The sequence below is a fragment of the Lysinibacillus macroides genome (genome assembly GCF_001281525.1).
In the GTDB taxonomy this organism is placed as follows: domain Bacteria; phylum Bacillota; class Bacilli; order Bacillales_A; family Planococcaceae; genus Lysinibacillus; species Lysinibacillus macroides.
Map to the genome: position 1 here is coordinate 117,547 of NZ_LGCI01000003.1, position 12,048 is coordinate 129,594.

The 12,048-nt window shown below is 38.2% G+C and carries 11 protein-coding genes; 6 read left to right on the top strand and 5 right to left on the bottom strand.

All coding sequences use genetic code 11. The annotated features are described in order from the left end of the window. Positions 1 to 59 precede the first annotated feature (59 nt). Genes ADM90_RS02585 through ADM90_RS02605 form a run of 5 tightly spaced genes read left to right on the top strand, consistent with a single transcriptional unit; the run spans position 60 to position 4,210 of the window. The gene (locus ADM90_RS02585) at positions 60 to 1,034 is read left to right on the top strand and encodes an ABC transporter substrate-binding protein (RefSeq protein WP_053993508.1); all 975 of its coding nucleotides are present in this window, start codon (positions 60 to 62) and stop codon (positions 1,032 to 1,034) included. After that, on the top strand, positions 1,009 to 1,743 hold the full coding sequence (locus tag ADM90_RS02590) for an ABC transporter permease (protein WP_053993509.1): 735 nt from the start codon (positions 1,009 to 1,011) through the stop codon (positions 1,741 to 1,743). The genes ADM90_RS02585 and ADM90_RS02590 overlap by 26 nt, the downstream gene beginning before the upstream one ends. Positions 1,744 to 1,770: 27 nt before the next feature. Continuing rightward, on the top strand, positions 1,771 to 2,454 hold the full coding sequence (locus ADM90_RS02595; RefSeq protein WP_053993510.1) for an ABC transporter ATP-binding protein: 684 nt from the start codon (positions 1,771 to 1,773) through the stop codon (positions 2,452 to 2,454). Between the two features lie 11 nt (positions 2,455 to 2,465). Continuing rightward, a complete protein-coding gene (locus ADM90_RS02600; RefSeq protein ID WP_053993511.1) occupies positions 2,466 to 3,170 on the top strand; it encodes a class I SAM-dependent methyltransferase in 705 nt (234 codons plus the stop codon). Then, positions 3,167 to 4,210, top strand: a complete 1,044-nt coding sequence (locus ADM90_RS02605) for a saccharopine dehydrogenase family protein (protein ID WP_053993512.1) — start codon at positions 3,167 to 3,169, stop codon at positions 4,208 to 4,210. Before ADM90_RS02600 ends, ADM90_RS02605 begins: the two co-directional genes overlap by 4 nt. Positions 4,211 to 4,261: 51 nt before the next feature. On the opposite strand, the gene ADM90_RS02610 is transcribed toward ADM90_RS02605, so the two are convergent. The 4 genes from ADM90_RS02610 to ADM90_RS02625 form a co-directional block, all read right to left on the bottom strand. Beyond that, a complete protein-coding gene (locus ADM90_RS02610; protein ID WP_053993513.1) occupies positions 4,262 to 4,984 on the bottom strand; it encodes an amino acid ABC transporter ATP-binding protein in 723 nt (240 codons plus the stop codon). Further along, the gene (locus ADM90_RS02615; RefSeq protein ID WP_036075291.1) at positions 4,977 to 5,636 is read right to left on the bottom strand and encodes an amino acid ABC transporter permease; all 660 of its coding nucleotides are present in this window, start codon (positions 5,634 to 5,636) and stop codon (positions 4,977 to 4,979) included. The genes ADM90_RS02610 and ADM90_RS02615 overlap by 8 nt, the downstream gene beginning before the upstream one ends. Before the next feature lie 76 nt (positions 5,637 to 5,712). Further along, a complete protein-coding gene (locus tag ADM90_RS02620; RefSeq protein WP_053993514.1) occupies positions 5,713 to 6,510 on the bottom strand; it encodes a transporter substrate-binding domain-containing protein in 798 nt (265 codons plus the stop codon). A 263-nt stretch (positions 6,511 to 6,773) separates the two neighbouring features. Further along, positions 6,774 to 9,326 carry a leucine-rich repeat protein gene (locus tag ADM90_RS02625; protein ID WP_327037008.1) on the bottom strand — a complete coding sequence of 851 codons (2,553 nt, stop codon included), beginning with the start codon at positions 9,324 to 9,326 and terminating at the stop codon, positions 6,774 to 6,776. A 125-nt stretch (positions 9,327 to 9,451) separates the two neighbouring features. Here ADM90_RS02625 and ADM90_RS02630 point away from each other — a divergent pair, with 125 nt between their 5' ends. Beyond that, positions 9,452 to 10,849 carry an IS4 family transposase gene (locus ADM90_RS02630; protein ID WP_053993516.1) on the top strand — a complete coding sequence of 466 codons (1,398 nt, stop codon included), beginning with the start codon at positions 9,452 to 9,454 and terminating at the stop codon, positions 10,847 to 10,849. On the opposite strand, the gene ADM90_RS02635 is transcribed toward ADM90_RS02630, so the two are convergent. Then, the gene (locus ADM90_RS02635; RefSeq protein WP_053993517.1) at positions 10,850 to 12,037 is read right to left on the bottom strand and encodes a leucine-rich repeat protein; all 1,188 of its coding nucleotides are present in this window, start codon (positions 12,035 to 12,037) and stop codon (positions 10,850 to 10,852) included. Positions 12,038 to 12,048: the final 11 nt, after the last annotated feature.

Below are 12,048 nucleotides of genomic sequence, written 5' to 3' on the forward strand. Positions count from 1 at the left end.
ATAATTGAGAATAATTCTTAATTAAATTGTACAAGAGTTTCACAAGGAGGCATACTATTTTGAAGAAGTTTTATTACACATTTTTTATTATCCTACTAGCCGCTACCCTTATTAGCGGCTGCTCAACGCAGTCATCTCCTGCAACTACTAATGATCAGGATTCAAATGAGCCTCATACTCTCAAGGCAACCATTAGTGCTCCAAAATCGCCAGCCATTTTTCCAAGCATCTTGCTGGCACATCAACAAAAGGATATTAAGCTTATCACATGGGAAACAGCAGATACCCTTTTAGCTCAAATTCAGAAAGAACAAGCTCAATTTATGGCGATGCCTCTTAACATGGGCGCAAATTTATATGCGAAGGGTATGCCCTTACAGCTTATTCAAGTCAATACATTTGGCTCTATGTTTCTTGTTTCAACCGATGATAATGTTCACGAAATAGAAGATTTAGCACATCAAACGATTTTCGTCCCTAGTCAGGGTGGTCCGCCGGATATTTTAACAAATTACTTAATCGCTCAACATAATATTCCAGATGTGAAGCTATCCTTTGTCAATATCTCAGAAATCGGTCAACAGCTAGCATCAGGTGCTATCCAACATGTTGTTATTCCAGAGCCCTTGTTAAGTATCGTACAAGCAAATTTACAGACGGATTTACATATCGTCATCAATTTTGAAGAAGTATGGCAGAAACAATTTAATCAACAGCTACCTCAAACCGGGATTTTTGTAAATAAGGCTTGGGCAGCTAGTAACCAACACGCGATTAAACACTTTCAAGCTCTTTCTGAAACAGGCATTACTGATTTATATCAACAGCCTGATGTTTCCTTGCCTTTATTGAGCGATTTTTTCAAAAGTAATGAAAAAATTATGCAAAGCGCATTAGCAAATAGCTCCATACACTTTCAAACTGCTTCACAAGCCCGAAATGATATAGAAGCCTATTTTAAGATTTTACTAGAGATTGCACCTGACTCTATAGGTGGTGCATTACCTAATGAAGACTTCTATTACAATGAATAGTCTACTTCGTTCAGCAGGTAGCATCACCATACTAGTTCTTGCCTGGTTTATATTGGCTACTAAATATCCTGATGTCTTATTACCCAGTCCTATTGTAGTTGCTTCTGTTCTATTCAAACTATTAGGAAGCCCTGTATTTTGGTCTTCCTTCTTTATTACAGTATTGTCTTTTCTAATGGGGATACTGCTGTCTTTGTTATTGGGTAGTATTTTAGGAATCATAGCAGGTTTATCCAACATGCTACAGGATGTTATAAAGCCGCTTATTACCTTAGCTCAATCCATCCCTCCCGTTTCGTGGATGTTATTTACTGTTTTATGGTTTGGAGAACAGGGCGGTGCTCAAATCTTTATTGTTTTCGTCACCTTAGTACCTATTTTTTTCTTTAATGTTATGAAAGGGATACATCAAACACCTCAAGAACTGCTCGAGATGGCCCAATGTTTTAGCGTTTCACGAAAGAAAGTGATAAGAGATATTTATTTCTCTCAAATATTACCTTACTTACATTCGGCTCTATTAATAGCAGTTGGAATGGGGTGGAAGACAATTGTCATGTCAGAATTAATTGTAGGACATGGGGGAATTGGTCAGCAGCTTAGTCAAGCACGTGTTTTCTTTGATACGCCAACAGTATTTGCTTGGACGGTCATACTTGCATTGGTTGGTCTTGCTATGGAGATTTTCCTACAAAGATTCATAAAGTGAGATTTGAATAGAAAGGAGCCCAGCCTATTGTTAACCATAGAAAATCTATCTTTCTCAAGAAATCAAAAGCAGATTTTCCAACAGTTTCATTTACAAATAAGTCCTCATACTGTGACGTGTATTTTAGGCCCTTCAGGTATTGGGAAAACAACATTATTGAAGCTTATTGCGAATTTAATTCCACCAGATGCAGGATTAATTAGCTTTCCTATTGACTCACTAGGATATGTTTTTCAAGAGCCTCGACTTCTTCCTAGTCTTACTGTATTTGAAAATATTGCGTGGGTGGGCGAGGCGGTAGCTGAAGAAAGAATAGATCAATTACTGGAAATTGCAGGTCTTTATCATGCTAAAACACACTATCCACATCAATTAAGTGGCGGTATGAGGCAGCGTGTCTCTCTTGTTCGGGCAATGGTCAACCAGCCAGCACTTTTACTAATGGATGAACCATTCCAGTCATTAGATATTCATCTAAAACAGGAAATGCTGCAATTAGTGCATACACTTTGGTTGGACTATCAGCCCACAGTTATATTAGTTACACATGATTTAAATGAGGCTCTTTATCTTGGACAACGAATACTTATTTTAAGTAACGGCCCAATACAAATAGTAGGTGACTTCACAAGACACTCAGCAACCTTTCATAAGGATGATTGCTTAAAGATGAAGGAGTTACTCTCCTCATCTATTCCCCTCAAAATTTAGGAGGCATTTTAATGAACAAATCATTACACAACTGGGACAATCCTTCTGTCTCTACGTATCAACAATCCATTCGTCAAAAAATTATTGGCTACGACCTTATTTATGACATGATGGCAAATATAATTGATAACTTTCCTACTACGCACAAAATTTTAGTAGTAGGGGCCGGTGGTGGACAGGAATTATTAACATTAGGTAAATCATTTCCTTCTGTTCATTTCACGGCAGTTGATACATCCAAAGTAATGCTAGAGATAGCTGCTAAACAGATTGATTCCCTACCATATGCACTTACTATCGAATGGCTTGAAAGAAATTTATTGAGCTTGAACAGTAAAGAACTGTTTGATGTAGCTACCTGTCATTTAGTTTTACATTTTATGAAGGATCTTGATCAAAAAAGAGACATGCTACAAAAAATAGCTGATAGCTTGAACCACAATGGCGTGTTATTTATTTCATCGATAAATACTGATTTATCTTCTCAAACGTTCAAACAGGAGCTTTACTATTGGCGAAGTTCCATGCTCCATAACGGAATAAGCGAGGATCATTGGCAACGCTTTGAACAATCCTTTAGCACGACAACCCATCCGATTACTCTTGAGTTGCTTATTAATTTACTGAAAGAGGCTGGCTTTACAACAATCTTTCCCTATTTTAAAACACATATGATTGACGCTTTAGTCGCTATTAAGGGAGAAACTACTATATGAAAAATGGGAATATCTTAATTATCGGAGGCTATGGTGAAGTGGGAGGGAAAATTGCAAAATTATTGTTGCAAAGCTATCCCAACAGAATATGGATTGCCGGTAGAAATATAGATAAGGCTAGACAATTCTGTATCCAACAGGATCGTCTTGCAATGCCTATACAAATGGATGTATCAAAAAAAGTGCACCCAGAGCAATTAGAAAGCGTAGCACTGGTCATTATGTGCTTAGAGCAAAAAGATACTGCATTTGTACAGCTCTGCTTAAAGAAAGGGATTATGTATATTGATATTACTGCAAGCTATACCTTCCTAAAAAAATTAGAGGAGCTTCATCCACTAGCTGCACAGAATCATGCGACAGCCGTATTTAGTGTTGGCATGGCTCCAGGATTGACCAATTTAATGGCCATGCACGCTGCAAAGCAATTATCCACCTTAGAGAAGCTGCATATTTCAATCCTAATCGGGGCAGGCGCTATACATGGCACCGCAGCAATTCTTTGGATATTGCATCAGTTAAATCAACCGTTTAGTAGCTACAACAATCAGAGCGTTGCTAATTTTACTAATAAGAGAACTGTGCAATTTAAGAAGATTGGAAAGTGTAGTGTATATCAATTTAATTTCTCTGACCAGCATACATTAACAAAGCATTTTCCTTCTATTCCTATCGAAACAAGATTAGGCTTTGATGTAGAGTCGCTCAATCGATTCGTATCCTTTTTACAAAAAAGTAGAATTGCTTACTTATTAAAATTTAACCGTATCCAAACCTTGCTCGCTTCACTTATTCAAAAAGTTAAAATTGGTTCAGATGTGTGTGGCATACAAATAGAAGCTATTGGGAAAAAACATCACAAAGAAGCAAGTTATACATTAGACTTTCTTGAACGCGATGAATCTCTCGTAACAGCGAAAGTTGCAGCATTTGTTGTGAAAGAACTCCTTAGCAACAAACATCCAGCAGGAGCCTATCATATTGAGGAGCTATTTACATTAGAGAGCTTACAGGCTCAATTCGAAATGTCCATTCAATAAAAAAGACATTTAGCACTTTCCTATACGGGGTAGCTAAATGCCTTTTATTTTTTATAATACCTTTTCTAAAAAATCCTTCGCACGCTGTGTTGATGGCGCTGTAAAAAACTGCTCTGGTGAAGCATCTTCAATAAGCTTGCCGCCATCAAGGAAAAGAATACGATCAGCAACCTCACGAGCAAAGCCCATTTCATGTGTCACAATCAACATGGTCATACCAGAATCTGCGAGGTTTTTCATTACAGCCAATACCTCTTTCACCATTTCAGGGTCAAGTGCCGATGTAGGCTCATCAAATAATATAACTTTAGGGTCCATGGCAAGTGCTCGCGCAATGGCAACACGCTGCTTTTGTCCCCCCGATAAGCGATTTGGATATTCTTGACGCTTCTCAAACAGACCTACTTTCTTCAGTAACTCTTCTGCCTTATTGACAGCAGTAGCCTTATCCATACCCTTTACGTTAATTGGCGCATATGTTAAATTTTCAAGCACTGTTTTATGAGGGAAAAGATGAAAATGCTGAAATACCATCCCTACTTCTTCACGTATTTTCATAATATTTGTCCCTTTATCTGTTAGGACATCCCCTGCAATCGTTACCTTTCCACTTGTCGGAGTTTCCAATAAGTTTAAGCAACGAAGAAATGTCGATTTACCTGATCCTGAAGGTCCAATAATAGCAATTACTTCTTTTTCTTTAACCTCAGTTGAAATGCCTTTTAATACTTCATTCTGTCCATAAGATTTATGTAAATCTTCAATTTTAATCACTTTTTCTCATTCCTTTCTCGATTCGTTTACCAAGGAACGTTAAAACAAGCGTCATGATGTAATAGATTACTCCTGCAAAAAGTAATGGCTCAAGATAACGATATGTCGAACCCCCTACAATGTAGGCACGACGCATAATATCTAATGCACTGATTACTGTCACAACTGCCGTTTCTTTATTTAATGTAATAAATTCGTTTACTAAGGATGGTAAAATATTTTTTACTGCTTGTGGAATAATAATATCCTTCATCATTTTTGCATATGGAATACCCAGTGCTTGTGCCGCTTCCATTTGTCCTTTATCAACTGCATTGATACCCGCACGGATAATCTCTGAAATATATGCACCTGAGTTTAAACCAAAAGCAATAATAGCCGTTGGAATGGGTTCAATTTGAATATCTAGTAATTGTGGTACTGCATAATAAATAATTAGTAATTGTAATACAAGAGGTGTACCACGGAAAATCGACGTATAGAAATCAGCAAACCAACGTAAAAAATTCACTTTACCAATTTTACATAATGCTAAAAGTATACCTACGATAAAACCAATGATGGATGCACCGATTGCAATTTGAAGTGTAACACCTATCCCTTTTAAAATATAAGGAATAGAGGGAACGATAGCTGTAAAATCTAAATTCACAGCGCTTCCTCCTTTCTTTTAATAGAAATGAAAAGCACAAGCGATAGCCCAAAAGTAGAGCTATCGCACGCAATTATTATTCAACTTTTTCTAACCATTTTTCTTCTAGCTCTTGGATTTTGCCTTCTTCTGCTAGCTCTTTTAAAGCTTTGTTCATTTTATCTTTCAAATCGCTTCCTTTTGGAACAGCGATCGCTTTAAAATCTTCAGGCTGTTCTTCCACAGGGAAAGCTACTAGTTGATCATTTGTTTTTAAATAGCCTTTCGCAACGCCACCCTCTAAAATACCTGCATCTAAACGTTTAGACATCATATCTTGAATAATTTCCGGGATTCGCGTACGCCCTTCTACTGTGACATCAATCTTCTTCGCAATTTCATTACCTAGATTTTCTTGAATAGATGCTGTCTGTACACCAACTTTTTTACCAGCTAGATCAGCTTCTTTTTTTATGCCGCTATCCTTTTTCACAATAATTACTTGCTCTGTTTCATTGTATTTATCAGAGAAGTCAACCACTTTCTCACGCTCTGAGTTTGGCGTCATACCAGAAATAACAACATCAACTTTACCTGCCTGTAAAGCTGGTACTAGACTGTTGAAGTCCATATCTTGGACCTGCATTTCAACGCCGATTTTTTCTCCAACTAGTTTAATTAAATCAATATCAAATCCAATAATTTCTTCGCCTTTTGCTGCATCCACATATTCAAATGGTGCATAATCTGCTGAAGTACCAACTTTTAATACTGTTTTGCCCTCTATAGTATCAGTGCTCGAACCTGAATTACTTGCACTATCGTCTTTTGTGCCACATGCCGCAAGGGCCCCTATAATGACTACAAGCATCATTATGAATATCTTATTTTTCATAATTTTATTCACTCCTTTTATTTACTATTTATTGTGTATGAGTCTACAATTCTCGAATATACTTGATGGATATTTATTCATATTTAAGAATAAAAAATCTATCTGCTAATTAAGATATACTCTTTTGAAATAATAATCAAGCTAAATATTAAAATTTTTAACGAAATATTATACGCAGAATCTTCTAATAAATCAATTTTTTAAACTAAAAAATAGCATATGAAAGATATGCTACCATATCACTCATATGCCATTCAAAATGGTTATTCTTTTATAGCTGCTGCTTGAATTTCATAAAATGCCCAATGTTTATTTGTAATATCTGTAAATAGTGAAAATTCCTCACTTTGACCTTCTACTGGGTGATTAAATAAACGATTCAGTACCTTTACAGCTTGTGCACGTGTTAACGGCCTATCTGGAGCAAACTGAGCCTCTCCCATTCCAGTCATGATCCCCATCTGACTAATGCGTTCAATTTCTTCAGCAGCCCAATATTGGGGTGCTACATCCTGATAAGTGATCCTATGCTTATTGATCTCACAATAAGGATACTCTTTAGACAATACCTCACATTGTTTGTCTATCCAACGCACTGCAATTACTGCCATTTGTGCCCGTGTTATTACATCATTCGGTCCAAAAAGATGATCACTATAGCCCCGCATCATTCCCTGCGTGTGTATATACTCAATCTCATTCTTTGCCCATGATTGTGCGGTATCTGAATATGATACAACCTTCGTATTCGGTACATTATTATTACTTAAATTTCGTGCCAACATACTTGCCATTTGCGCTCTTGTGACAGAGGCGCTCGGGCGGAATGTGCCGTCTGGGTAACCTTGGATATATGGCTCAGAGGTAGGCTTTTTTACTACAACCTCTTCTTCGATCTCAGGTTCCTCTTCTTCCACTGATGTATATAAAATTGAGAACGTCGAGAACTTTGTTACTTCAAATTGAATACCTTTTGTACTTTCCTTGAAATCAACAATTTGACCACGTACTACCTCTTTTGTGCCATCACTATGCTCAATATACACCGCTAAATGATCCAACTGCTCCTGTGTGATAGTTTTTGGTAATGGCAATGTTAATGTCACAGGACGATTTTGCATATTCGTTTCAATCGTCATTGGTTGCCCAAGTAATGTTACAGTTGCACTACCAGCTAGCTGCTGTACCGCTTGCTCCGTTTTTGCACGCGCTTCTAGCTGCTGTTGCTTTTCTAATGACTTTATAGGAACAACACGGAAATAAAAATCTGCATTAAAATTCGCCAAGGAGGCTGAAGGTATATCTAGCTTTACGGTTTCCATATCAATGCCTAGACCTGTTTGACCTTCTGACAATAGCTGTGCTGCTTCTTTTGCGATACTAACTGTTGTTTCGCTAACTTGCTGCTGCTCATCTGGAATAATAATACGTGATTTTTTATTTGCTTGAAGTGCTAATTTTTCAATCGACTCTCTGGCATTGGCAGTTGTAAAGTTTACCGTATCCTTTATAACTCCACTACTACTATCACGTGAAATCACTGTTTGTACAAGCACCGAATCTGGTTGATTTGCGTCTACCACATTGACCGTGATTTGGTTTGATGTAGACGGTGCTGGTGGATTTGATGTTGGCGTAGTATCTGGAACTGATGGTTGTGGTTGTGAGCTAGTAAGCCATTTTGCATAAAGTGTGATATTTTCTGTCACCCTATCTAATGCAAAATTCCATTGTGTTTGCAATGCGCTATCTTTATACCAGCCTGCAAATACATAGTCTGCTCTCGTTGGTGCTGTAGGTGCTATTATTCCTTCTCCATGCACTACTGCTTTTGGTTCTACCGTGCTTCCACCATTTGTCTCAAATAGCACTGTATACGCAGTTGGTGCAACAGCATATATCGTCATCGCCTGTGGCACAGTTTCATTCCAGTGCTCTGTTAAGGAATAATCTGTAAACCAGCCTTTAAATTTTGGACTACTTAATTTCTGTTGTCCAAATGCCATGACCCCTATAGTATCAATAGTTCCTTCAAATACTACCTTTACCAGTTTATTAGACAGAAATGCTCCTTGACTAATGGATATTACATTTTTCGGTATCACTAAATTTGTTAAATTACTGCCATCAAAAGCAAATTCCCCAATTTGTGTCACACTTTCTGGTAGTGTAATTTCTGTCAGTTTATTATTAAAGAATGTATAGTCTTTAATTGTTATGATGCCATCGGGTATATGGACACTTGTCAATTGATTGTCACTAAATGCCCAATCCCCCATAGAGATCACACTATTTGGTAGCGTTAAATTTGTTAATTTATTTCTTTGGAATGCCTTTTCTCCTATATGCGTTACAGAGGATGGTAGCTGGATGCTTGTCAAATTATTCCTCGTAAACGCTAACTCCTTAATTTCTGTTATCCCTTCTGGCATTGTAACACTAGTCAATTTATTTCTTTCAAATGCGGAACTTTCAATAATTGTCACTTTTTCAGGTATAACAATATTGGTTAGTTTATTATCCATAAACGCACCAACCCCAATAGTTTCCACACTATTTGGTAATGAGATACCCGTCAATTGATTCTCCCCAAATGCTAAAGCACCAATATATGTAACACTATCAGGTAGTGTTACATTCCTTAACTTATTATTGTAAAAAGCAAACTCATCAATATATGTGACGCTATTTGGAATCGTTACTTCTGTTAAGTCATTTCTCGAAAAGGAAGAAAAATCAAGTTTACTCAAGCCTGAGGATAGCTGCAAGTTTGTTAAATTATTATCCTCAAAAGCAAACATACCTATCTCCCTCACATTATCCTATGCTTGCCCCACAATGAATACAATAAATGGATGTTGCTGTGAGCTCCTTTCTCCTCAAACCCACACAAAAATAGTAGAATAGAAGAAACAAAATCGTGAAGGGGGAGGAGAGGGAAATGGCATTCTCGACAGAAAAACTAGACACGAACCACTGGACCTATAACGAATTCAAAGATATGGGCATTGCTTGTGGAAGGACGATTAAACGGGTGATTCGATCCATGCAGACACTTTCTAAACAGATGGGCGCATCCATTGCGAGTGCCAGTGCAGATAAAGCCGAAGCGAAAGCAATCTACCGTCTACTGGCAAATCCAAAAGTCACGCCCTCTGTCCTCTTACAAACACATCGAAAAGCAACGATGGCACACATCAAAAAACGAGAAGAATCTGTTATTTTAGTCGTGCAAGATACAACCACACTTAATTATACAGCTCACAAAAAGACAGAAGGATTGGGTGATTTTGGCGCAAGTCCCCATCATCAAGGACTTCTCCTTCATTCGGCTATTGCGGTGACGACAGATGGTATTCCCCTCGGTTTACTTGATCAATTTGTTTGGACACGTCCTGTAGAAGAACGAGGGAAACGGACAGCCAAACGACAGAGACCGATTGAAGCGAAGGAAAGTTACAAATGGTTAAAAAGTATGGATAATAGTTGCAAGAACCAACCAAAAGGAGTTCGTTACGTTCATGTTGGTGACCGTGAAGCCGATATCTATGAATTTTTTCAACATGCCCTCGAAAAAGAACAGGACTTCCTTGTGCGTGTTGTGCAAAATCGAAGAACAACAGAAGCCTGCAAATTAGTTGATGCAGTGAAGCAAACCCCTCCAGCAGGAAAAATTTGCGTAGAAATCCCACGAGATACACGCAGAAATTTGCCCAAACGACAGGCAACTTTAGCGATTCGGTTCAAGCATGTACACATGACGGCGCCAATGAATGGCTTGAAAACACCGAAGCAAAAGGCAACCATCGCCGTGTCCATTCTGCATGTACGAGAAGAAACTCCCTTGTCCAAATCAAAACCAATCGAATGGTATTTAATCACGAACCGAGCGGTGACTACACTGGAGGAAGCGATAGAAAAAGTGAGCTGGTATATACATCGCTGGAAGATTGAGCGATTTCATTACATTTTGAAAAGCGGCTGTAAGATAGAGGAGAAGCAGAATCGTACAGCCGAACGACTAGAAAAACAGCTACACGTGTACAGTATCATCGCTGTCCGAATCCTCGGCATGACTTACTTAGCAAGACAGCAACCAACAGCCTCCTGTGCGCCATTTCTAACCGAAGAGGAATGGCAGGTGCTCTATCGTATTTCGAATAAAACATCCACTCTCCCTTCTGTCCCACCAAGCATCAAAGAAGCCGTTGATTCCTTAGCCAAGATGGGCGGCTTCCTCGGACGGAAAGCAGATGGGGACCCGGGTGTCAAAGTCCTGTGGCGAGGATTCAACCGATTCTATACCGTACTTGAGTATTACCAACATCTCCTTCCATAATTAGGATATCTTGTGGGGCAAGCATAGCACATTATCTGGGATAATAAGTGATGTTAATTGATTATTCTGAAAGGCATAGCTTCCTATAGCTTGTACGCTGTTAGAAATCGTTAAGCTTGTTAGGGCATTGCCAGCAAATGCGGCTGAACCAATATAGGTGACGCTATCAGGAATCACCACATTCGTTAGTTGATTATCATTGAAAACATAGTCGGCAATTAACTCAAGTTCGCTTGGCAATGTGACACTTTGCAGGTTATTAGCTGAGAAAGCAAATTGCCCTATATAGCTTACATCATCGGGAATCACTACATTTGTTAGTTGATTTCCACGAAAAGCCTGCTCACTAATCCATTCAAGTGTGCTTGGCAATGTAACACTTTGTAAATTTTTATTCTTAAATGCTTCGTTGCCTATTCTTTTGACAATAAATCCATCAATTTCTTCAGGAATTACTAAATTTGCTGGGGCATCGCCTTTATAATCTGTTATTGTCAGTGTATTATCATTATTTTTAACGATAATAAATGGATTAATCCACTTCGCATATAATGTAATATCTTCTGTTATCGTGTCTAAGAAGTCCAACTTATTCTTTAACTCTGGGTCCTTATACCAGCCATCAAATACTAAGCCTGGCTTCTCTGGTCTTTCCCATATTGTTAAAAAATCATTTTCAGTAAAGGTTCTTGAAGCAACGGGGCTACCCCCATTCGTATCAAAGGTTACCGTATATGTTGCGGGTCTTGCTGAATAAATTGTTAAATAACTACCTGTAGTCTGACCATCCCATACCTCATTCAACTCAGGATCTATATACCAGCCATTAAAGCCTCCGCTTATATCCTGGTTATCAAATGCTCCATTGCCAATTGTAGCAACTATCTCATCAAATACAACCATTCGTAAATGATTGTTGGCAAAGGCTCCAGCCCCAATACTCACCACTTCAAAAGGAATAAATACACTTGTTAATTGTTTATTAGCGAATGCACCATCAGCGATTCCTGTAACCGCTATACCCCCAATGCTATCAGGAATCAACAGATTAGCTGGTGGAATCCCGTTATAGCCTGTAATCGTCCCATTATCGAACACAAATAAGCTGTCATTGGCTTTTGCCGGGGATGCAGGTAATTGAGATAATATAAGCATCACCATTAATACAATCAAGGCTATTTTTTTCATCTAATTTAACC

Excerpts from the sequence above, each read along its gene's own strand:
- ADM90_RS02590 (WP_053993509.1), top strand. The coding sequence starts at position 1,009 with ATGAAGACTTCTATTACAATGAATAGTCTACTTCGTTCAGCAGGTAGC.
- ADM90_RS02600 (WP_053993511.1), top strand. The coding sequence starts at position 2,466 with ATGAACAAATCATTACACAACTGGGACAATCCTTCTGTCTCTACGTAT.
- ADM90_RS02605 (WP_053993512.1), top strand. The coding sequence starts at position 3,167 with ATGAAAAATGGGAATATCTTAATTATCGGAGGCTATGGTGAAGTGGGA.
- ADM90_RS02620 (WP_053993514.1), bottom strand. The coding sequence starts at position 6,510 with ATGAAAAATAAGATATTCATAATGATGCTTGTAGTCATTATAGGGGCC.
- ADM90_RS02630 (WP_053993516.1), top strand. The coding sequence starts at position 9,452 with ATGGCATTCTCGACAGAAAAACTAGACACGAACCACTGGACCTATAAC.
- ADM90_RS02635 (WP_053993517.1), bottom strand. The coding sequence starts at position 12,037 with ATGAAAAAAATAGCCTTGATTGTATTAATGGTGATGCTTATATTATCT.